Source organism: Maribacter flavus (assembly GCF_008386635.1).
Classification (GTDB): domain Bacteria; phylum Bacteroidota; class Bacteroidia; order Flavobacteriales; family Flavobacteriaceae; genus Maribacter; species Maribacter flavus.
The window spans coordinates 790,483-811,873 of record NZ_VUOE01000002.1 but is presented as its reverse complement, the minus strand read 5'-3'; the positions used below and the strand labels follow the sequence as shown (position 1 = coordinate 811,873).

The window sequence follows — 21,391 nt, the reverse complement described above, 5'->3', positions numbered from 1 at the left end:
ATTATTTAAACTGATTTGAAACGGTTTCGGCTTTTGTGTTTTCTGAATAATCATAAAAACCCTCCTTGGACTTAACACCCAATTTTCCTGCGGTAACCATGTTGACCAAAAGGGGGGAAGGTGCATATTTTGGATTTTTAAATCCGTCGTACATCACCTGTAAAATGGATAAACAAACATCCAACCCAATGAAATCTGCCAATTGCAACGGACCCATGGGGTGGGCCATACCCAATTTCATGACCGTATCTATTTCCACCACTCCGGCAACCCCATAATGTAGGGATTCTATGGCCTCGTTTATCATAGGCATAAGAATCCTATTGGCCACAAATCCGGGATAGTCGTTGACTTCGGTGGGTGTCTTTCCCAATTTCTTGGAAAGCTCCATAATCTGTTTTGTGGTTTCGTCCGAAGTAGAATATCCACGGATGATTTCCACCAATTGCATAATGGGCACTGGATTCATAAAATGCATCCCAATTACCTGGGATGGCCTAGAGGTCACCGAAGCAATCTGGGTAATGGAAATGGAGGATGTATTGGTTGCCAAGATAGCATCAGGTTTGCAGAAGGCATCCAATTTTTTAAAAATATCCAGCTTGATTTCCAATTTCTCTGAGGCGGCCTCAACGACCAGATCCACCTGTTTTACACCGCTTTCCAAATCGGTATATGTAGCAATATTATCTAAAGTATTTTGTTTATCTACTTCGGATATTTTTTCCTTGGCCAGCATTCGGTCTAAATTCTTGGAAATGGTAGCAATACCCCTTTCAAGAGCATTTTCATTCAGGTCGATTAACTGTACCTTATAACCATTTTGGGCAAAAACATGGGCAATTCCGTTACCCATCGTTCCAGCACCTATCACCGCAATTTTTTCCATTCTTTCTTTTATTTAAAGCATTTAGGAGATTACAATAATCATCCCAGCACTGATTTATTCTCAAATGCATCTATAATCTGTAGGGCCACTTTTAAGGCCTCCGTACCCTGTTGCAATGTTACTGTGGGCCTAGTATTGTTGTTAATTGCATCGGCAAAAGATTCAAGTTCATCCAAAATAGCGTTGTTGCCCAAAATGGAAGGATTTTCAAAATAAATCTGCTTTTTAACGCCTTCCGCATTTTGCAAGATCATATCAAAATCCCCGGGAACCTCCGGTGCGTCCTTCATTTTCACTACTTCCACCTTTTTCTCAAGAAAATCCACGGATATATAAGCGTCCTTTTGGAAAAATCTAGATTTACGCATGTTCTTAAGACTAATACGGCTTGCGGTTAGGTTGGCGACGCAGCCATTCTCAAATTCCAATCGGGCATTCGCAATGTCCGGGGACTGACTCAACACCGATACCCCACTTGCCTTTATACCTATTACCTTCGAATTCACCACGCTCAAAATGGCATCGATATCATGAATCATCAGATCCAATACAACCGGAACATCCGTACCCCTGGGATTGAACTCCGCCAAACGATGCGTTTCAATGAACATGGGTTGGTTTATGGATTCCCTAACTGCAGTAAAAGCAGGGTTGAAGCGTTCCACGTGGCCCACTTGTCCCTTGACCCCAAATTTTTGCTCAAGAACCAAAAGCGCTTCAGCTTCTTCCAAGGTATTTGTAATGGGTTTTTCAATAAAAACATGCTTGCCTTTTTCCATGGCCTTCTTGGCGCATTCGTAATGGGAAAGGGTAGGAGTGACGATATCGACCACATCAACGGCATTTATAAGCGTGTTGAAGTTGTCAAAATAGGTGTAACCAAACTCGGTCTCCACTTTAGTAGCATTCATGATATCGGCATCATAAAACCCTTTCAATTCATATTTTTCGGATTGGTTTAGCAAACGTAAATGAATCTTGCCTAAATGACCGGCCCCTAGAACCCCAACTTTGAGCATGTTGTAACTTTTTCATCAAAAATACACATAGTTTATAAGTTACGACAGCATTGTAAAATCCATTTTTGATAATTACCATTGGGGCCACTTCATTTCTAATGCTATCTTTTATAACTTTGGTAACCAAACCAAGCTAACATTGAAAGACACCTATAAACACAGGGGCATGCGAAATCAATTGGCAGAATTGCTGATTGAAAAGGGCATAACCGACAAAAAGGTCTTGGATGCCATCAGGGCGGTGCCGAGGCATCTTTTTATGGATAGTAGTTTTGAAGGGCATGCATATCAAGACAAAGCATTTCCTATTGCTGCAGACCAAACAATTTCCCAACCCTATACCGTTGCCTTTCAAACGGAATTATTGCAACTGGAACCCAATTTGAGTGTTTTGGAAATAGGCACCGGAAGTGGTTACCAAACTGCCGTGCTGTTAAAATGCAAGGCAAAAGTCTTCACCATTGAAAGACAGTTGGAACTTTTTAAAAAAACGAACCTCTTCTTTAAAAAAATGGGCTATCGCCCCAAGAAGTTTGTTTTTGGGGATGGTTATAAAGGCCTTCCCGAAGAAGCACCCTTTGACCGCATTATCGTTACGGCTGGTGCGCCAGAAGTACCAAAGGCATTGATGTCCCAACTAAAAGTAGGGGGTAGGCTTGTGATTCCTGTTGGATACGAAGAGCAGATTATGACGCTTTTTGAGAGAACTTCTGAAAAGGAATTCAAAAAGACGGAATACGGTTCTTTCCGGTTTGTGCCCTTGTTGGAGGACAAAAACTAGGCAGTTAGGCATTAAAGCTCTTTTTTATACGATCCAGGTTACGCTTATTGTCCCTGTCCTTAATGGTTTCCCTTTTATCGTAAAGCTTTTTACCTTTTGCCAAAGCAATCTGTATTTTGGCAAGACCACGGTCATTGATAAATAGGGTCAACGGAACTATGGTAAGTCCGGTCGTTTTGACCTCTTTATGCAATTTTTTCAACTCCCGTTTGTTCAAAAGGAGCTTACGCTCCGCTTTGGGTTTGTGGTTAAAGTGCGATGCATGGGAATACTCGTCGATCTGCATATTGATCACAAAAAGTTCTCCACGGTCATTGAACTCGCAAAAACTTTCAGTTATGGAAGCCTTTCCATACCGGATGGATTTTATCTCGGTTCCCGCTAGTACGATACCTGCCGTAAAGGTTTCCAACAGCTCATATTCAAAGCGTGCCCTTTTATTTTTTATGTTGATGTTCTTCTGCATTTCCCACAAAAATAAGCACATTTAAGCGATATAAGGTTTTATTGCGTTTATTTTGTAATGAATCCGATAGGTATATGATTAAGCATGAAAACATCAATGACCAGAATTATTTCATTTTTCGTTTTACTTGGCCTTATTATGAGCTGTGAGGTAAAGGAAAAGATTCCCACAGCCCAAGAAATAATAGACCAAAGCATTCAAGTAAGCGGTGGGAGTAACTATACGAAGTCCAATATCGACTTTGACTTTAGGGACATTCATTACAGTTCAAAATTGGAGAATGGAAATAAAGTCTTGGAGCGGATTATAGAAAGTGACACGGCCCTTATTTTGGATAGAAAGGAACCCTCTGGATTTAAGCGATTTGTAAATGACAGTCTTATTGTATTGACCGATTCTCTAGCAAACAACTATGCCAATTCCGTGAACTCCGTGCATTATTTTGCCAATCTGCCTTACGGTTTGAACGACAGGGCCGTACAGAAGAAGATTTTGGGTAAAGTCGACATTAAGGGCAAATCGTATTACAAAATCGAGGTTACCTTTAAAGAAGAAGGCGGCGGAGATGATTTTGACGATGTTTACATCTATTGGTTCCATACGGAAACCTTTAAACCGGATTATTTGGCCTATGAATTTCATGTTAATGGAGGTGGCCAGCGTTTTCGTGAAGCGTATAACGAACGTTATGTGGGCAATATCAGGTTTGTGGACTATAAAAATTATAAACCCAACACGGAGAATACGTCCATCTACAACATTGACAGTCTATATGTAAACAACCAATTGGAATTACTTTCCAATATAACCTTGGAAAACGTGAAAGTTAATCGGGGCAATTACAATTAAAAACCAATCGGGTACTTGAGGGGACACCGTTTACAATGGTCACTATGAACAAGGTTCCATTTTCAGCGTCGTCAATGGGAGCATATCGGTCCTCACCTAAAAGTAAGTTTACAAATTCTGGTGTGGTATTGCTATGGCCTACGACAAGAACATTTTTATTTAGATTGTCCTTTTTAAACTGGTCTATATCCAAAATTCTTGGATCGTAGTATTGCACGTCAATGTTCTTTTTCACCGATGTTGGTGCCGCTGTCATGGATGTCCTGTTGAAATTTGTGGAATAAATGGCATCCAATTCTACCTCATTTAAGATTTCGGCCCAATGCATGGCCCTCCCCAGACCTCTTTGGTTGAGTTCTGGGTCTGCATCCCCTGGATCTGTTCTATCCTTTTCTGCATGTCTGATAAAATAAAAGGTTGAAATACCGGAACTCGCATCCTGTTTTTCAACGGGCGCATCCTCTTTGCAGGAAAAAAGGGACAACAAAAGACAAATTGATAGAATCTTTAGTACTTTCATGGTTCAGCGTTAACAATTGCTTTTATACAGAACTAAATTTACTTTAAAATAGTACGTTACACCGCTATTTTTTGTTTTTTTGCATATGAATAAATTTTGTGGGGCACTTCTTATTGTTTTTGTAGTTGTTGGTTTAAATGCACAGGATGTCGCACTTCCTAGTGATTATCGACAGCACAATTTAACGGAATACAATTCCAGTCTATTGAATCCGGCTTTTGCATTGGATAGGAACAATCCATCCTCTTTTGCATTCTGGTCAAGGTGGCAATGGCAGACCATTGATGGTGACCCAACGAGCTTATTTTTTAATTATTCCCACAGGCTGAACGAGCTTTCCACCGCAGGTCTGGGATTCTTTCAGCAGAATACGGAAATCTTCATTAATACCGGTATCGTAGCCAACTACGCCTATAATATTCAATTGAGCGAAACGGCGAGTTTGGGGGTCGGAATTAATATTTTGGGGTTTCAACAAAAACTGGCGGACCAACGGTTTTTTATACCAAATCCAATTCAGACCGAAATCACCAATGATTTCATTGTGCAAATGGCACCGGGCATCAACGTACGGATCGATAAGTTTAGTTTGGGACTGTCCTCGGAAAATTTAATGGATTACAATATCAGTACGAACGAAAGAAATACCAGTACAGACGGACGGATATTCTTGGCCCTGGCCAGCTACGATTTTCCAATAGGTATTCTTTCTTCGGATGAAAACTCGGTTTTAAGACCAACCCTCTATTACAAATCCATACCCGGTTTTGATTCCCAGTTGGGAATTAATGCCCTATTAAGTACAAACAAGTTTTGGACGCAACTGGGTTACAATAGTTTTTATGGAATTTCGGGAGGTGCCGGGGGCCGATTTTTTAAACGCTTTTCATTGGGCGCTTTGGTGGAATTTGGTGTTTCCAATGACCTAAAAGGAACCGACCCTACCTTTGAACTGGTCACATCCTATAAATTGGGACCATTATCCTCAGAAGAACGATACCCACAGGAAGAGCTTATTGTTGACGAACCCGTTGAACCAGAATTGACCAGATCCGAAAAACTGGCACAGCGTGAAGCACAAAAAGAGGAGGAGCGAATGGCCAAATTGGAACGCCAGCGGCAAAAAGATTCCATAAGGGAAGCAACCAGATTGGAGCAATTGGCCATGGAAGCATCAAAACTAGAAGCACAAAGAAAACGGGATTCATTAAATTTTGCCAAGGAAAATACGGCCTTGGCGGAAGCCCAAGCAATAGCTCAACAAAGAAAAATCGATTCTACCAATGCAGCCAAAAAGGCCATGGAAGAAGCCTTGGCATTGGAACAACAGCGAAAACAGGATTCTATAGCACAAGTAAAATTGGAGGAGGCCGAAACTGCAAGGAAAGAGGTCGTAACCCCTGAGAAAGGCGAGCGTTATGAGGAAGTGACCAAACAGGGAACCTTGGAACCTGGGTATTATTTAATTGCCAATGTTTTTGGTACCAAACGTTATTTCGACGCCTTTATGGCTGATTTGCAGAAAAAGGGCCTGACCCCGGGATCATTTTATAGAGAGACGAACAAATACAACTACGTATTCTTGGCCCGGTACGATTCCATATTCGAAGCAAGGTCCGCACGGGATTCCAATTTTGGAGGAAAGTATACGGATAAGACCTGGATATTCCGGGTGGTTGGTGAATAATTCCTTATTAAAGGAGTGTATAGAAGAATGTGGTGTGTGCTATAATTCCCGCTTTACCAGCACTTCCAAATAGGTCATGGTGTTCAGGAGATACTTTCGGTCCATTGTTATGGTAGACATGGCAACTGCACCTTGAACCATGGTAAATAATTGCTTGGCAAACTGTAGCGGGGATACCGGTATTTTGATTTCCCCTTTATTGACACCATTTTCCAATACCAAAGCGATTTTTCCCTCTATTTCCTTAATAGTTTCCTTAGCTGCCGAAGCCAATAGTTTATTGTTATGCTGTGCATCGACTCCTACATTCAAAACAGGGCATCCACCCAAGGGAAGTGTAAAAGTGTCGTATTTCTTATAGAAATCCATGAGACTCTTTAATTTGTCCATGGTAGAACCGGAAACCCCAATGGCCTTGTCCAAAGCATCCAAGAGTATCTTGCTATTGTGTTCAAACGCCGAAAGCGCCAAGGCTTCCTTATTCTCAAAATTACCGTAAAGTGCTCCCTTTGTAAGACCCGTTGCATCCGTAAGGTCGCTCATGCTAGTACCTATGTAACCGTGTTTATTGAAAATTGGGGCAACTGTTTCAATGATGTAGGCAGTTGTTTTTTCAGCTTTGGTGGACATGTTCCTATGTTTTATACGAAGATAAAAAAACAATACTGCATGGTATATAATACGAATAAAAAAACACCCTGAAAAAATTTTCAGGGTGTCTTTAGATTTGAAAATCCATTTACATTACCAAATCGTTCTGGTTTCTAAAGACCAGTTCGTCGTCAAATGCATCCAATAGAATCACACTATCGGATTTGATTTTACCGCTTAGGAGTTCCTTGGACATATTGTTCAAAACCTCTTTTTGAATGGTCCTTTTTACAGGCCTTGCGCCAAATTGTGGTTCGTATCCACGTTCCGCCAGGTAATCAATGGCCTCATCGGTAGCATCCAAGGTAATATTCTGTTTGTCCAACATTTTTTTCAAGCCTTCCAACTGAAGCTTCACAATCTGCCTGATATCCTCTTTGGTCAGCGGAGTGAACATGATGATATCGTCGATTCTGTTTAAAAATTCTGGCCGAATCATTTTGTGCAACAGCCCAAGAACTTCCACTCGTGCCGCTTCCGATGCACTATGGATATCCGTGGAGTTTTCAAATTTCTCCTGAATAATCTGGCTACCCATATTGCTGGTCATTATGATGATCGTATTCTTAAAATCGGCAACACGGCCCTTGTTATCCGTCAATCTTCCTTCATCCAAAACCTGTAGCAAAATGTTAAAGGTATCCGGATGTGCCTTTTCAATTTCATCCAGCAACACAACGGAGTAGGGGCGTCTCCTTACGGCTTCGGTGAGCTGACCACCCTCGTCATAGCCCACGTATCCCGGAGGGGCACCCACCAATCTACTAACGGAATGTCTTTCCTGATACTCGCTCATGTCGATTCTGGTCATGGCATTTTCATCGTCGAACAAATAGGACGCCAAGGTTTTGGCCAGCTCCGTTTTACCAACACCCGTGGTACCCAGGAAAAGAAAGGAACCAATCGGTTTTTTCATATCCTGTAAACCGGCCCTGCTTCTTCGAATCGCATCGGAGACTGCCTGGATGGCCTCGTCTTGCCCCACAACCCTTTTATGTAAGACATTTTCAAGGTTCAAAAGTTTTTCCCGTTCGCTTTGCAACATTTTTGTTACAGGAATACCGGTCCATTTGGCTACCACTTCGGCGATATCCTCGCTGGTCACTTCTTCTTTAATAAGTGTGCCAGCATTTTGCTGTTGGTCCAGTTCTTCTTGCAGTTTTGCAAGGTTTTCCTGGGCCTCCTTGATTTTACCGTATCGTATTTCAGCTACTTTTCCGTAGTCTCCATTACGCTCCGCACGTTCCGCTTCGGCCTTAAAGTTTTCAATGTCCATTTTGGTTTTTTGGATGTTATCCACAACCGATTTTTCAGTCTCCCACTTGGCAAAAATCTCGTTTCGTTCTTCCTTTACATTGGCGAGTTCCAAATTGAGCGATTTTAATTTTGATTGATCGTTTTCTCGCTTTATGGCCTCAATTTCGATTTCAAGCTGCATGATCCTTCTGTCCAGCACATCCAATTCCTCTGGTTTGGAATTGATTTCCATACGCAATTTTGATGCCGCCTCGTCCATGAGGTCAATTGCCTTGTCCGGTAAAAATCTATTGGTAATGTAGCGTTGGGATAATTCTACCGCAGCGATTACCGCTTCATCCTTTATACGCACCTTGTGATGGGTTTCATAGCGTTCCTTGATACCTCTGAGGATGGAAATGGCACTTTCCGTATCGGGCTGGTCCACGGTCACTTTTTGGAATCGACGTTCCAGTGCCTTGTCCTTTTCAAAATACTTTTGATACTCGTCCAAAGTTGTGGCGCCAATAGCCCTAAGCTCGCCCCTTGCCAAGGCAGGTTTTAAAATGTTTGCAGCATCCATAGCACCTTGTCCTCCGCCTGCACCTACCAAGGTATGGATTTCATCGATAAATAATATGATGGCACCATCTGCACTCGTGACCTCTTTAATTACCGCCTTTAGACGCTCCTCAAATTCTCCTTTGTACTTGGCTCCCGCAATAAGGGCACCCATGTCCAGGGAGTAAATGACTTTGTCCTTCAAATTTTCGGGGATGTCGCCTTGCACGATTCTATGCGCCAATCCCTCCGCAATGGCCGTTTTACCAACACCGGGTTCCCCAACCAGCATGGGATTGTTTTTGGTCCTTCTTGATAGGATTTGCAATACCCTTCTTATCTCTTCATCTCTTCCAATAACCGGGTCTAATTTTCCACTGTCCGCCAATTCATTCAGGTTTTTGGCATATTTGTTCAATGAATTATAAGTTTCCTCCGCACTTTGAGAAGTCACATTGGTACCCTTCCGTAATTCATTGATGGCAGCTAGCAGATTTTTCTCCGTAACCCCTTGGTCCTTTAAAATCTGGGCTATTTTACTCTTAGATTTAAAGATTGCCAAAAGCAGGTGCTCTATGGAGACATATTCATCGCCCATATTTTTGGCAATGATGGAAGCTTCATTTACGGTCTTACCCGCTTCACGAGAAAGCATAATGTCGCCGCCCTGTACTTTAGGAAAGGAGTTTAGCTCCTTTTCTAAAATCTGTTTTATCAGGTTGGCGTTAAGCCCCAACTTTTTAAAAATGAAGGGAACCACATTTTCCTCTACTTCTGTTATGGCCTTGAAAAGATGTTCGTTCTCAATTTGTTGATGTCCCAATGACTGGGCAATAACCTGGGCCTGCTGTACGGCCTCCTGGGATTTTATGGTGAAATTATTAAAGTTCATATATGTAAATTTTGTGTTGAATGTTACTTTTGTAAGGAAGTACTCAACAATCCTACCAATTGAAATAATAGGACAAAATGTCCTGCGAAGTCAATTTTTTAAAGACATAAAGTCAGTTTTGACTAAAAGTTAAAAGCAATCATTTAAAGTTAGTTTAAGATGGCATTATTCGGGAATTTTTTTAATAAAAATAGTAACACTGAAAAGGATGGAAATAATGACATCCCGTGGATTACCCTTAACAATCCAGATCAATTGGAGGAAATCGTAGCAAAATCAAAAAATAAACCTCAAGCTATTTTTAAGCACTCAACAACCTGCGGGGTGAGCAGAATGGTGCTGAACATGTTCAATGCGTCTTTTTCTTTAGAACCCTCCCAAATGGACCTCTACTTTTTGGATTTACATGCGTTTAGGGCTATTTCCAACGAAATTGCGGAGAGGTTTGAAGTTTTGCATCAGTCTCCCCAATTATTGATAATTAAAAACGGGGTGGTAGTGGCGCATAGTTCGCATGGAGGCATTTCCGATATCAGCTTGGAAAAATATGTATAAAAAACTCCGCTTTTGCGGAGTTCCTTTTTTAATTAAACCGTTGTCTTGTGAGTATGGATTTTAGATTGTTCTTTAAATCCTCACCGGCGTCGTAGACCATTTGTTCGTTTGTTGGAAACGGCACTCGTGCCGCTTGAAGAAACGGTAAAAGATCATTGTCCAAGGCCCTTTTATCCCCATTGTAATTGGCATAAATATGTTCGAACACAAATTCACTTGCCAAAGGATACTGGTTTATTTGCTGTTGTTTTCGTAAATCTGTAAAATTGACTACTCCAACTACTTGGGCACTTTTGAACTGGGTGAACTGGTAGAAATCACAACGCACGGTTTTAAATTTGTCCACCTTGATCTTGTTTCCAAGACTGTCCTTGACAATATTGCCATTTTGGTCCTCCACATATTGAAATCCGTCCTTGATCTGTTTTTCCTTAATGATCTGTTTTTCGTTCACCTGCTCTGGTGAAATGTTAATGTCCTGAAAGGAAACCTCCATCAAATAGTCGTAATCTATATTGGAAAGCCTATTGGTATGATATTCGGTCCAGAGGTTGTTCAACCCATAGGTATTCAGGTTCAATAATTCATCCTCCAAACGTTTGGGGATGACCTTATCCGTATTGTTTACCATTTCCACCAGGACAAAATCCAAACCTTTCTGATAGGCTTCGTCCATTTTATCTTTGGTATCCCGATAATTTGGATTGATTTCCTCTAAATACTTCAAATCGTCATAAGCTTCCCTATATTCATTTTTATATCGTGCATTGCCCAAAAGGCCAACGGCATTGTTGTATAGATAATCCGACAAATAATCCTTGGCGGCAATAATATCGGAATCATAGTTATTGAAATTGAATCGGGCGTCCCTTCCCTCGTCCATAATGTATAAAGGAAGTAAGGGTCGGATTCCTTCCTGTATTTCCTTTAATCGAACATAGGACTCGTAAATGGTTTCATAATTTGCCGGGTTGCCATCCTTTTTTAGAAACTTGATGTTTTGAAGTTCCCTTTCCGTATTCTTTTGATAGGCCTCCTCCAAAAGGACAATGAATGCCTGATTACTTTTCTTTGTCTTGTTTTCAGCAATAATTACGATCGCTTTGTTAATGGCAGCATTGTAATTTCCTGTATTCAATGCTTCCTGAGTCCTTTTTACTCCATTACATGAAAGTAAAAAAGCACTTATTCCAAATAATAGTAGAAATCTTTTCATAACTAAAACTTTATGGGTTTCAATGTCATATTTCAAGACCTATGCCAGAAATATTCCCATACATAACGAAAAAGGATAAAGAATAGTGTAAAGTGAATGAACGGTACTTTTTAATTTCTTTTTAGGTACCATGTATGAATTCCCACATTTTAGTTATTAACGCTTGTTTAATAAAAATATATAGACATGCTAAATTTTATAGTAATAGAAATTAGGGCATATTGTACTTTTGCACAAGAATTAAAATTCATAAAGTCATGGAAAGGGATACCCGAATTTTTGAACTCATTGAAGCGGAAAGAAAGCGTCAAACAAATGGTATTGAGTTGATAGCTTCAGAGAACTTTGTAAGCCCACAGGTTATGGAGGCTGCTGGTTCCGTACTTACCAACAAATATGCAGAGGGATATCCTGGAAAACGCTATTACGGTGGTTGTGAAGTAGTTGATGAAGTGGAACAATTGGCCATAGATAGGGCAAAGGAACTGTTTGGTGCAGAATATGCCAACGTACAACCGCATTCCGGCTCCCAGGCCAATGCATCCGTATACCATGCCTGTCTACAAGCTGGTGATACTATACTAGGTTTTGATTTATCGCATGGCGGGCACCTTACCCATGGCTCACCAGTGAACTTTTCAGGTAAATTATACAATCCGGTTTTTTATGGTGTAGACGAAAAGACCGGAACCTTGAATTACGATAAAATTGAGGAAATCGCAAAAAGGGAGCAACCAAAATTGATCATAGCGGGAGCATCTGCCTATTCGAGAGATATGGATTTTAAAAGGTTTCGTGAGATAGCCGATAGTGTTGGGGCACTCCTGCTTGCCGATATTTCGCATCCTGCAGGATTAATTGCCAAGGGTCTATTAAGCGACCCAATTCCCCATTGTCATATCGTTACCACCACCACGCATAAAACATTGCGGGGACCAAGGGGAGGCTTGATCTTGATGGGTAAGGATTTTGACAATCCGTTTGGGATTACTTTAAAAAACGGTAGTCTAAGAAAAATGTCCGCTTTATTGGATTTGGCAGTTTTTCCAGGGAATCAGGGTGGTCCCTTAGAGCATATTATCGCCGCCAAGGCCGTTGCTTTTGGTGAGGCCCTTACCGAGGAATTTGGCGTGTATATGACGCAGGTAAAGAAGAACGCCGATGCCATGGCAAAGGCTTTTGTAGCCAAGGATTATAACATAATTTCAGGGGGAACCGACAATCATATGATGCTAATCGACCTTCGTAACAAGGGAATTACTGGAAAGGATGCCGAAAAAGCCTTGGTCTTGGCCGATATCACCGCAAATAAGAATATGGTTCCTTTTGATGATAAATCACCGTTTGTAACCTCTGGCATACGTTTTGGAACTGCGGCCATCACAACAAGGGGATTGTTGGAAGACGATATGAAAACAGTTGTGGATTTGATAGATAAGGTTCTTACAAACCCAGAGGATAATCAGGTAATCTCCGAAGTACGGAAGCAGGTGAATGCGATGATGGGAGGTAGGGCCATATTCAACGAAATGACCGTTAAGGCTTAATTATCTACCTCGAGGCAGAGCCGTAGAGGTATCAGAAATCAAGACCGCTGCGCTACAAGAATAAAGAGATGAGACCTTTTGTCTTGGTCTTAGCCTTTTGTTTCCATTTAGGATGTGAACAACCTGATGCTATAACCGAGACAGAGACCGAAGGAATAGTTTAGATTAAACACATTGGCGGCACTAATGAATTTCTTACTCGTATAAAAAATAATCAAGATTTGCGGAAATGAATTTTTTTTGCCGAACATCAAAAATTTCCCCTTCCTCGGCGGTATCCAAATAGATACCCCAATATTCGTTATACGAGGTTGGCTGTGGAAGCTTTTCCTGAAAATGACAGTCAAATGGATTTGTCAATGGGTCTTCAAAAACAGGAATGAAAATTTCCTCGGGCTGTACAGTAAGTCCTTTTGTTATTGATACGTAGTGTTCTGCAATTTCTGTAATTATGTTGTTGAACTGTTCAGGAATGCTATGCCGATATATATTCTTGATGATTACATTGGTATCCTTAAGGTAAAGGGTAAATTCCTGAATGTCTATTTCTAACTCTTTGTTTTGCTCCAATAGTACATTGAAACATTGAGCCAAAACGAAATTTGTAGCTTCGGTACTTCCCCAAAGTCCTTTGTTGAAGTGGCCTAGTACATCCAATAGATTTAATGGACAATCCAATTCCACAACCAAATCCAATTTTTCATTATACTTACCGGATGTTTTTAGGGTCACATCGGCAAAGAACCCTAATTCAATAGATTTTTTAAATTCTTGCAAGCCACCAACGGCATCCGAGCATTTTGCATTTTCAAAATAAATATGTTGGTAATTATGTGGTTTGAAGTGCATACTTTATGAAGCTTTTATCATAAAGATAGCCGTAAAGAAAATCCGATGGACTTAGGAAAACCTTAGAATTTCTGAGGATATTCTGATATTCTGAAATAAAATTAAATAATTAACTGAAAATCAACTACTTAAAATTTAACAAAAGTTAGTTATAAAAAGCCTCTTTTTTTGGCTTCCTCTATTAGTGCAAGATCATTACCATTTTTGACTCCAAATATGGACTTTAATTGTCGTTTCCGCGCTTCTACAGTCGTATTTGCCGATGCTATCAACGGGGCTATATCCCGCGTATTTGTTCCCAAGGATAAATAATAAAGAATTTTTTGGTCCTGCTCATCGATGTCAATATTACTGGCCATTCTCCTACGGACCGCTCCTAAGGCACTGGCCGTATAGTATGGAGGTTTTTTTTCAACTGTATCCACCATGGTTCTTAGGGACATTTCATCTATTTCCGATTTTACCATGTAACCATCGGGATTCACGGCCTTGAAAATATTGTTGATTCTATAGCTATCACTAAAAGATGACATGAAAACTACTTTGGAGTCAGGTACGATTTCCCTCGCCAATTTACCCAAATCTACCCCTGATCTTGGATCTTTGGATTCAGCTGGGAATAATTGAATGTCCAATAGAATAATATCATAGGGGAGAGTTCGTGCAGAGTGCTCTATTTTTTCTTTACCCCTATCATAACTTTTAGCTATATCCACTTTCACGGTAAAATCTTCAAACTCTGAATCTTCAAGGATATACTTGTATCCTAAAGTTGTCATTTCATGATCATCAACCGCCAAAATCCTTACCGTTTTCATTTATTTTAATTAAATGGTCCTACTTTCAATTAACACCCAGATAAATTCTATAACAAGTTTTTTTGATGCTTTATTGTTTTATTCTATAAGCGAAATTAACTCAAACCTTCTGTAATACGGCTTGAGAATTGGAATCCACATGTTGTAAGGGTATTTCCAGGGTAATAGTAGTTCCTTTCATGGGTTCTGATATTACCTTCCACGTTCCGTTCAGTTTTTCTACCCTAGAACTGATATTACGCATTCCAATACCCCTCTTTTCCTTTTCCAAATCAAACCCTTTTCCGTCGTCGCCCATCTCAACACTTAGAATGTCACCGTTTCTTTCAAATTTTACGAAGAAAGTTTTGCCATCAGAATGCTTAATGGCATTTTGCAAGCCTTCCTGAATCATTCGATATAAGTTTATCTTGATTTCACCCTTAAGCGCATCGTAATCCTCGTCTTCGTCGTAGTTGAAAATAGTGATAATTTGGGAACTTTCTTTGACCGTACCTAATAAATCTTCAACTGAGTTTATAAAATTATTGATTTTCTGGTAGGCACTATGACTCAGCTCATGAGAAATAGACCTTACTTCCTGCTCCACATTCTTTAGCGCGTTAATGGCCTCCAATCTCGCCTCTATAGCTTCTGGTCCCGTTCTTTTGTTTAGACCGGTCAACACCATTCTCGCACCTAACATTTTCCCAAGTACACCATCATGAAGTTCCTCTGAAATTCGTTTTTGTTCCAGTCTCTTGACCTCGTCCACTTTTTGTTTTTGGGTAAGCATCAAATTGAAAATCTCTTGATTGTTTGCCTGTTGTTGCTGGGCAAATAATAGTTTTTGGTTTTTGGCCCTTTGATTGATAATTATATAAACAGATATTCCCAAAAGAAAGAAACCCAAGGCTACACCGGACCAAATTTGTTTCTGTCTGGCCAAAATAGCGGTCTCCTCTTCCAATTGCTCATTTTGGGCTATAAATTCATCTGTTTCAAAACGGATGCGTGCAAACTTATTGCGTGCCTGCCGCTCTTCCATTACAATACTGTCATTCAAGGCTATATACTTTTGAGCATATTTGGAGGCATTCTTGTTATCAATTTCCGCTAAAAAAGCATAGGTTTCCAAAAGACGCTCATAACTTAAACTTTCACTTGCCAACTCTATAGCCTTTTCGGCGCTATTAATAGCATTTAACGTATCATTATCATACAAGTGAAATTTTGATTTTGCAAAATAAGAGGAAGCCAAGCCCCTAATGTCTTTAAGACTATCGTTAATTTTTATAGATTCTTTTATTAAATTGAATACACCAGATGTTTCATTTAAGTTTAATTTAGTCAGTGCTATGTTTACTAATGTTTTTGAATATAGTTCGATATTACTATTAGCTAAACTTGGCCCCTTAAGATTCTCTTCGAAATTTTCAAGCGCTTTTTTATAATTACCCAAATCACTGTAAAGCATTCCACGATTATTTACGTTCTGCTTTATATCCAGCTCCTTGTATTCCGTATTTTTTAAATAATATAATGCTTGATCGTAATATTCGATTGCTTGTGCATATTCTCCTAAATCTTGAGAATTAACTGCCAAGGTGTTATAACAATTATATAACTCTTTGTATTTATTTAATGGTTTTAGCCTTTCAATTGCTGCAATAGTGTTCGCCTCGCTTCCAATATAGTCGCGAACCTCTTGTTGCTGCTTTGCCATATTATAAAGCATACGGGCAGAAAGAAAAGATTCCCCAAGCTGCTCAAATATTTTTTGAGCCTCATAATAGCTATAATAAGAACTATCTTTAACTGATATTCTATTATAAAAATACCCCAAGTCCCAAAAAGAATAGGCTAATGCAACTGAATCTTTACTTACCATAGCAAGTTCTTTCGTAGTATTATTCACTTTTCTAAAAAATGCAGAGTCTTGAGGTTCAATATAGTAGGAAAGGTTTGACAACAATTTAAGTTTTAGGCTGTCATTTCTAATGCCCGTTAATAGGTCAAAAGCTTCTATCAGTTTTTCTTTCTTTTTTTTAGCCGAAATGGATTCTACACTCCCACTTTTAATCTTTAACTCAACTTCCTTTTGAATTGCAAAATCTTCTCTAGAGGCCGATTGTGAATTCAACGTGTTTAATACAACACCGTAAAGGGCAATAAACAAAAGAAATTTTTTCAAATCTTGTAATTTTCACTTTGTAACTGAATACTTACAAGATAACAAAACGCCCGAACATTTATTGCCGGGCGTTGCAAATATTTATAAGGGTATAATTATGCCTTGCCGTAAGGAGGGTCTCTTCTATCATCATTTTGAGAACAGCCATCGCAGGCCAACATGGTGTTCAAATCTTTCATAAAGTCAAACTCGTTTGCGGTGTTTTCAATTACATAGGTGGTCAATCCTAAAGCCATTAAGGCGACAGCTGCGATACTAACTATTTTTTTCATTTTGTAAGGTTTTAAATTTTAGTGTTGCTTTTTTTATTACGTTACCAAAGTAATAGGTGTACAAGAAAATAAAACCTTGATTTTGCAGTAGTTAGTAGAGTAATTAATTCTATGAGTATTTGAACCGGTTTTGAAAGAATTTGTTCAATTTAGCGAGGAAACGCTGTTCTTTGAGAGGATTATCTTTAGTTGATCCATTCTTTCCTTATATGTTTTTGAGAATGGCAGGTTTTTATCTCCTTCCTTTAGCGCACAGATATTTTTACCAAAATTGATTCTTGACACAAAGTCCGTGTTTACGATGTAGCTTTGATGGATACGGATGAAATTTTGAGGCAGTTGGTTTTCGAACGTTTTTAAGGTCTTGAAGGCATTTATAACCGTTCCGTCCCTCATAAAGAATTCGGTGGTATTATTGTCGGCCTGTAGGTAGAGTATATCCTTAGTGTCCAGATATTGGAAATCATTATAGGATTTTAAGCAAATGGTCTGAGGTTCCTTGGTCTTTGGCATTCTTTTCCTCAGTTTTAACAAGGATTTTCTAATATCGAACTCATTGAAGGGCGCCAACCAATAATCAAAAAATCCGTTTTTAATGGCTTCATAGGCATGTTTCTTGGACTTTGATATTCCTATGACCATTGGTATTTCCAAAAGGTATTGATGCATTTCCATCACCATTTGGAAAAGAGCGGGTGCCTTTTGGTCGAGGTTGATAAAAACCAAATCCGGTGCGAATTTTAAGATTTTGTTAAGTCCATCATCAGGCCCTTTGGCCATACCAGAGCAAACAAAGTCGCCATATTCCTCCAAAAATGTACCGAGTTGCAAATTGGAGACGGCATCAGAATCTATTATGACATACGAATATTCCAAATCCACTAGAGTTCTGGTGCAATTTACTAATAGACCAAAAGTCTTTGAACAAGGAAAACCTTATAAAAATGGAGGATATTGTAATATTTTCGCCTAATCAATTGATTATGAAAGTATTTTCCTCAATAAATATAAGATATAGACTACTCAATTTTTGCAATAGCTTGATAAACACCCAAATCCGGTGCGGAAGTTCTTGTGCTATTTAGTAAATCAAAAGGTACTTCCTGGGCAATAGGGATACTTCCTTTATTTATAACATCGGAATCAAGACCGATTCTAAAATCATTGTCACTGGGATTGAAATAATCCGGGTTACCATTTAAAATGATATTTTCAAAAGCAGGTCCCTCAAAATTGTATAAAGTTTCGTCCTGTGAATCCGTTTCCCTGAATTTCAGGAAACAATTTTGAAATCGGTAATTGAATATGTTCTCCTTATTGGAGGCAAGCATGAGTTCCGACATGGAGTTACCGTCAATAATGCAATTACGGAAATCGGCCTGAATCAAATCGGCTCCAGCAGCTGTATCCATGCTTCCATAATTACTTAAGATCAAAGCTCTTCCCGTCCTAAAACCGTTCCAGTAATTGGCAATGGTGGCATGTGTAAATTCGTATCTGCCACCTAATTCACAATGTAAGGATGAACTACCCGAACTACCCAAAAGAAGATTTTTTGCAGTAATTGTGGACGACCGAGCCCAAAGATTATGAATAGCGCTATTATAGATCTGACTATTGTTAATCTCCAAGGAAATAGTATCGTTTTCTATATTCCCATCTACGTATATTCCAATTTCAGCATTTTTGATGGTAAGATGGTCAATGCTATTTTGGGTACTTCCACTGGAAATGAAAATGGTTCCCCACTGACCCGGAGTATTGGAAAAAGAAGGCTCCAATCTATCTCCCTCAAAAATCACCTCACCTTCCATTTGATCACGGTCGTTACTAAACGTTCCGTTTACCTTTAAGGAAGCCGTTGGTTTTACAAGTATTCCAGAATTCCTATGAAAATGGATCCTGGCACCTGCATCCATAACCAGCTCTTTATTTTCCGGAACGGAGGCGTATCCATAAATGACATACGGTTTTTGGTTCGTAAAATGTAACTGGTCGTCCTTTAAATCGAACCCTTCCACAAAAACCTTTGAGCCATCCTCTTGTGTAAATAATTCAATGGTCTCATTTTCGCCATTTGCATCCTTCTTTGGATAAAGAAAAATGGCATCCTTGACCAAGGTAACAAGCGTTACTTCCTGTTGATGGATATCGGTATCGAATTGAATGGCATCGGTATATAATAATTGTAGAGTTTCATCTGGAAGCGCGGTCACATTGGTTTCGATAAAGATAAAGAGGCTGTCTTCTGCATACAGGGGAATATCTGTAAAACTGTTCCCAACTTTGCCGTCCACATTCAGTTTATAATAACTATCGGGTCCATTTCTTAACCCGATGTATGGAATGAGCACATCGTCCTTGGTGGTGTTGTATACTTTTAAGGTATAAGTACTACTCCCAATATTGCTGAATACAGTGTCCAGATAAACCGTATCCCTGGAAAAGGAAAGATGTCCGTCACTTGGCGCGTATTCGAAATCCTTTCTGCAAGCGCTGCCCCAGAGTATAAAAAGGACCAGTATGATTACAATTGGAAATTTCAATTTTATTCAAATTATGACTTCAAGTAATTGAAAATTAACGGTCAAAAAATTCTGCAATCCAAAGTACACAGGAAAAGCATCCATGTGCCCAATTAATTATAATAATATAAGATCTAAGAAAATATTTTTTTGATATCCTCCGAAATTCGCATAGGCTTGTTCGTGTCCTTGTTCAATAGACACCATTCAGTATGTGAACGCACCAGAAGCGTATTTGTTATTTCATGGAACATTTCAACAATACGTACGGAAATAGCACCCTTGCTTTTTTCAATATAAGTGGAAATTAATATGGGGTCGTTGAGAATTGCGGGCGATTTGTATTCAATAGTGTGTTTTAGCACTACCCAAATTACGCTGTCCTGAATCTGAACAGGCGCCTTTTCCTTCCAATGTTCCTTTGAAATATCCTGTATCCATTGAACGTACCTAACATTGTTTACGTGATTTAGGTCGTCCAAATCTTCAACAGAAACCTTTAGCCGTTTTGTAAAAGGCATATTACTTCTTTTGTATTTGGACTTCGAAAAGTTTGTCCCAGTCCTTTCCGGTCACGAAAAAAGTCTTTCTTTCGGGATGATAGGCAATACCATTTAGAACGTTCTCCGTATCGACCCAATTTTCTGTTTTGGTAACCTTATCACTAAGCCCCCCAAAATTTATAACCCCTTCAATGGCACCACTTTTGGCATCGATTATCATGACACCCGGTTTCTGGTACACATTCGCATATATTTTGCCGTTTACATATTCCAATTCATTGGTGTCTGCAAAAAGGGATTTGTTCGTAGCAATCTCAATATGGTCCTCTTCTACTAGGGTTTCAGGGTTTAAAATCCAAATTTTATCCGTTCCATCGCTCTTATATAGCTTTTCTCCGTCATTGGCAAGTCCCCATCCTTCCCGACTTTTCCCATATTGAAAATTGTCCAATTTTTTCATATCCTTTAAGTCATATATGAAGCCCATTCCACTGCGCCATGTGAGCTGATAAATTTTGTTTCCCAAAATTGTGATACCTTCCCCAAAATAGGTTTCGTCCAAATCGATTTGTTGATACACCTTTCCCGTTTTATAATCGAACTTTCTCAAAAAAGAGCGACCATTTTTTCCAGTACCCTCATATAAGGTATCCTTATAAAACTCCAATCCTTGCGTATAGGCGTTGGGGTCATGGGGAAATTCGTTCAGAATGGTATACGTATAAATGTCCGGGGCCTTGGAAGCCAAAACCTTTAGATTTTTGGTTACCTCTACGGTATTTCCCTCATAAGTTACACTGGCCTTCAATATTTTATTGCCCAATTTTGGAATGGAAAATTCCAATTGGTCGTTCACTAGCGGAAGTTCATTACCATCAATACTATAAATCACACTTTCAATTTCCTTGTTTTTGATGTTTTTAAGGGAAACACCCAGCGCATCGTTTTGTCTTACTTCCTTTGCATTGCCCTCCAGTTCAATAGTAAACAGGGAAGAAGGCTTTTGATTTCCGCTACCACAGGCAAAAAATAAAAGAACAATCAATAAGGTTAATGGGATTCCAATAATCTTCATGGGCAATTTAATGGAATAAACTATTTGAGAATAATTTTCTATAAATAACATGCTAAAAATTTAAGGCTCTACTAAGTCGCCAGCAAGTTAATCCATTAAAATTAGAATCTAAAAAGGATTGCCAAAGATTTAAAAGGTTGTATATTTGCACCCGGCAAGTCCTACACGACCAGCTCCTGTAGAATCCCCCAGGGTGGGAACGCAGCAAGGGTATACGGTCGTAGCGGTGCGATGTAGGTAGCTTGCCTTTTTTTGTGCCTTATAGTTACCGCACTATGGCCATTTTCATGATGTATTTGAAAGAAGT

The 21,391-nt window shown here is 39.5% G+C and carries 20 protein-coding genes and 1 other RNA gene; 6 read left to right on the top strand and 15 right to left on the bottom strand.

What is annotated here, in order from left to right:
- Position 1: 1 nt before the first annotated feature.
- On the bottom strand, positions 2-889 hold the full coding sequence (locus F0361_RS13860; RefSeq protein ID WP_154919396.1) for a 3-hydroxyacyl-CoA dehydrogenase family protein: 888 nt from the start codon (positions 887-889) through the stop codon (positions 2-4).
- Positions 890-927: 38 nt separating this feature from the next.
- Complete coding sequence (locus F0361_RS13855; RefSeq protein WP_154919394.1) at positions 928-1,908, bottom strand: Gfo/Idh/MocA family protein; 981 nt, start codon at positions 1,906-1,908, stop codon at positions 928-930.
- Positions 1,909-2,047: 139 nt separating this feature from the next.
- Between F0361_RS13855 and F0361_RS13850 the strand changes: the two genes are divergently transcribed.
- Entirely contained in the window at positions 2,048-2,689 is a 642-nt protein-coding gene (locus F0361_RS13850; RefSeq protein WP_154919392.1) for a protein-L-isoaspartate(D-aspartate) O-methyltransferase, read from the top strand.
- A 4-nt stretch (positions 2,690-2,693) separates the two neighbouring features.
- On the opposite strand, the gene smpB is transcribed toward F0361_RS13850, so the two are convergent.
- Positions 2,694-3,155 (bottom strand): SsrA-binding protein SmpB, encoded by a 462-nt coding sequence (gene smpB, locus F0361_RS13845; RefSeq protein WP_138258168.1) that lies wholly within the window; start codon positions 3,153-3,155, stop codon positions 2,694-2,696.
- A 96-nt stretch (positions 3,156-3,251) separates the two neighbouring features.
- Between smpB and F0361_RS13840 the strand changes: the two genes are divergently transcribed.
- Positions 3,252-4,004 carry a DUF6503 family protein gene (locus F0361_RS13840; protein ID WP_154919390.1) on the top strand — a complete coding sequence of 251 codons (753 nt, stop codon included), beginning with the start codon at positions 3,252-3,254 and terminating at the stop codon, positions 4,002-4,004.
- Here F0361_RS13840 and F0361_RS13835 read toward each other — a convergent pair.
- On the bottom strand, positions 3,982-4,524 hold the full coding sequence (locus F0361_RS13835) for a SixA phosphatase family protein (protein ID WP_154919387.1): 543 nt from the start codon (positions 4,522-4,524) through the stop codon (positions 3,982-3,984). The two genes, F0361_RS13840 and F0361_RS13835, sit on opposite strands and share 23 nt — an antisense overlap.
- An 85-nt stretch (positions 4,525-4,609) precedes the next feature.
- On the opposite strand from F0361_RS13835, the gene F0361_RS13830 reads away from it, so the two are divergent.
- A complete protein-coding gene (locus F0361_RS13830) occupies positions 4,610-6,211 on the top strand; it encodes a PorP/SprF family type IX secretion system membrane protein (protein ID WP_154919385.1) in 1,602 nt (533 codons plus the stop codon).
- A 39-nt stretch (positions 6,212-6,250) separates the two neighbouring features.
- Here F0361_RS13830 and F0361_RS13825 read toward each other — a convergent pair whose 3' ends face one another.
- Positions 6,251-6,841 (bottom strand): TetR/AcrR family transcriptional regulator, encoded by a 591-nt coding sequence (locus F0361_RS13825; protein ID WP_138258172.1) that lies wholly within the window; start codon positions 6,839-6,841, stop codon positions 6,251-6,253.
- Between the two features lie 109 nt (positions 6,842-6,950).
- Positions 6,951-9,551 (bottom strand): ATP-dependent chaperone ClpB, encoded by a 2,601-nt coding sequence (clpB, locus tag F0361_RS13820; RefSeq protein WP_154919383.1) that lies wholly within the window; start codon positions 9,549-9,551, stop codon positions 6,951-6,953.
- 159 nt (positions 9,552-9,710) lie between these two features.
- Here clpB and ytxJ point away from each other — a divergent pair, with 159 nt between their 5' ends.
- The gene (ytxJ, locus tag F0361_RS13815; protein ID WP_154919381.1) at positions 9,711-10,106 is read left to right on the top strand and encodes a bacillithiol system redox-active protein YtxJ; all 396 of its coding nucleotides are present in this window, start codon (positions 9,711-9,713) and stop codon (positions 10,104-10,106) included.
- A gap of 28 nt (positions 10,107-10,134) precedes the next feature.
- Here ytxJ and F0361_RS13810 read toward each other — a convergent pair whose 3' ends face one another.
- Positions 10,135-11,322: a hypothetical protein gene (locus F0361_RS13810; protein ID WP_154919379.1), complete on the bottom strand. Its 1,188-nt coding sequence runs from the start codon at positions 11,320-11,322 to the stop codon at positions 10,135-10,137.
- Between the two features lie 257 nt (positions 11,323-11,579).
- Between F0361_RS13810 and glyA the strand changes: the two genes are divergently transcribed.
- Entirely contained in the window at positions 11,580-12,869 is a 1,290-nt protein-coding gene (gene glyA / locus F0361_RS13805; RefSeq protein ID WP_154919377.1) for a serine hydroxymethyltransferase, read from the top strand.
- 195 nt (positions 12,870-13,064) lie between these two features.
- Here glyA and F0361_RS13800 read toward each other — a convergent pair whose 3' ends face one another.
- The 8 genes from F0361_RS13800 to F0361_RS13770 form a co-directional block, all read right to left on the bottom strand.
- Entirely contained in the window at positions 13,065-13,718 is a 654-nt protein-coding gene (locus F0361_RS13800) for a hypothetical protein (protein ID WP_154919375.1), read from the bottom strand.
- A gap of 149 nt (positions 13,719-13,867) precedes the next feature.
- Positions 13,868-14,536, bottom strand: coding sequence for a response regulator (locus F0361_RS13795; protein ID WP_154919373.1), 669 nt, complete (start codon positions 14,534-14,536; stop codon positions 13,868-13,870).
- 100 nt (positions 14,537-14,636) lie between these two features.
- Positions 14,637-16,709, bottom strand: a complete 2,073-nt coding sequence (locus tag F0361_RS13790; protein ID WP_154919371.1) for a tetratricopeptide repeat-containing sensor histidine kinase — start codon at positions 16,707-16,709, stop codon at positions 14,637-14,639.
- Between the two features lie 95 nt (positions 16,710-16,804).
- On the bottom strand, positions 16,805-16,981 hold the full coding sequence (locus F0361_RS18730) for a hypothetical protein (RefSeq protein ID WP_161598240.1): 177 nt from the start codon (positions 16,979-16,981) through the stop codon (positions 16,805-16,807).
- 144 nt (positions 16,982-17,125) lie between these two features.
- The gene (locus tag F0361_RS13785) at positions 17,126-17,863 is read right to left on the bottom strand and encodes a LytR/AlgR family response regulator transcription factor (RefSeq protein ID WP_317131739.1); all 738 of its coding nucleotides are present in this window, start codon (positions 17,861-17,863) and stop codon (positions 17,126-17,128) included.
- Between the two features lie 137 nt (positions 17,864-18,000).
- Positions 18,001-19,527 (bottom strand): hypothetical protein, encoded by a 1,527-nt coding sequence (locus F0361_RS13780; RefSeq protein ID WP_246160894.1) that lies wholly within the window; start codon positions 19,525-19,527, stop codon positions 18,001-18,003.
- 113 nt (positions 19,528-19,640) lie between these two features.
- Positions 19,641-20,027 carry an acyl-CoA thioesterase gene (locus tag F0361_RS13775; protein WP_154919364.1) on the bottom strand — a complete coding sequence of 129 codons (387 nt, stop codon included), beginning with the start codon at positions 20,025-20,027 and terminating at the stop codon, positions 19,641-19,643.
- A gap of 1 nt (position 20,028) precedes the next feature.
- The gene (locus F0361_RS13770; protein ID WP_246160893.1) at positions 20,029-21,135 is read right to left on the bottom strand and encodes a glutaminyl-peptide cyclotransferase; all 1,107 of its coding nucleotides are present in this window, start codon (positions 21,133-21,135) and stop codon (positions 20,029-20,031) included.
- 101 nt (positions 21,136-21,236) lie between these two features.
- On the opposite strand from F0361_RS13770, the gene ffs reads away from it, so the two are divergent.
- An RNA gene (gene ffs, locus F0361_RS13765) (signal recognition particle sRNA small type) lies at positions 21,237-21,335 on the top strand.
- The last annotated feature ends 56 nt before the right edge of the window (positions 21,336-21,391 follow it).

Excerpts from the sequence above, each read along its gene's own strand:
- F0361_RS13860 (WP_154919396.1), bottom strand. The coding sequence starts at position 889 with ATGGAAAAAATTGCGGTGATAGGTGCTGGAACGATGGGTAACGGAATT.
- F0361_RS13855 (WP_154919394.1), bottom strand. The coding sequence starts at position 1,908 with ATGCTCAAAGTTGGGGTTCTAGGGGCCGGTCATTTAGGCAAGATTCAT.
- smpB (WP_138258168.1), bottom strand. The coding sequence starts at position 3,155 with ATGCAGAAGAACATCAACATAAAAAATAAAAGGGCACGCTTTGAATAT.
- F0361_RS13840 (WP_154919390.1), top strand. The coding sequence starts at position 3,252 with ATGACCAGAATTATTTCATTTTTCGTTTTACTTGGCCTTATTATGAGC.
- F0361_RS13835 (WP_154919387.1), bottom strand. The coding sequence starts at position 4,524 with ATGAAAGTACTAAAGATTCTATCAATTTGTCTTTTGTTGTCCCTTTTT.
- F0361_RS13830 (WP_154919385.1), top strand. The coding sequence starts at position 4,610 with ATGAATAAATTTTGTGGGGCACTTCTTATTGTTTTTGTAGTTGTTGGT.
- F0361_RS13825 (WP_138258172.1), bottom strand. The coding sequence starts at position 6,841 with ATGTCCACCAAAGCTGAAAAAACAACTGCCTACATCATTGAAACAGTT.
- clpB (WP_154919383.1), bottom strand. The coding sequence starts at position 9,551 with ATGAACTTTAATAATTTCACCATAAAATCCCAGGAGGCCGTACAGCAG.
- ytxJ (WP_154919381.1), top strand. The coding sequence starts at position 9,711 with ATGGCATTATTCGGGAATTTTTTTAATAAAAATAGTAACACTGAAAAG.
- F0361_RS13810 (WP_154919379.1), bottom strand. The coding sequence starts at position 11,322 with ATGAAAAGATTTCTACTATTATTTGGAATAAGTGCTTTTTTACTTTCA.
- glyA (WP_154919377.1), top strand. The coding sequence starts at position 11,580 with ATGGAAAGGGATACCCGAATTTTTGAACTCATTGAAGCGGAAAGAAAG.
- F0361_RS13800 (WP_154919375.1), bottom strand. The coding sequence starts at position 13,718 with ATGCACTTCAAACCACATAATTACCAACATATTTATTTTGAAAATGCA.
- F0361_RS13795 (WP_154919373.1), bottom strand. The coding sequence starts at position 14,536 with ATGAAAACGGTAAGGATTTTGGCGGTTGATGATCATGAAATGACAACT.
- F0361_RS18730 (WP_161598240.1), bottom strand. The coding sequence starts at position 16,981 with ATGAAAAAAATAGTTAGTATCGCAGCTGTCGCCTTAATGGCTTTAGGA.
- F0361_RS13775 (WP_154919364.1), bottom strand. The coding sequence starts at position 20,027 with ATGCCTTTTACAAAACGGCTAAAGGTTTCTGTTGAAGATTTGGACGAC.
- F0361_RS13770 (WP_246160893.1), bottom strand. The coding sequence starts at position 21,135 with ATGTTATTTATAGAAAATTATTCTCAAATAGTTTATTCCATTAAATTG.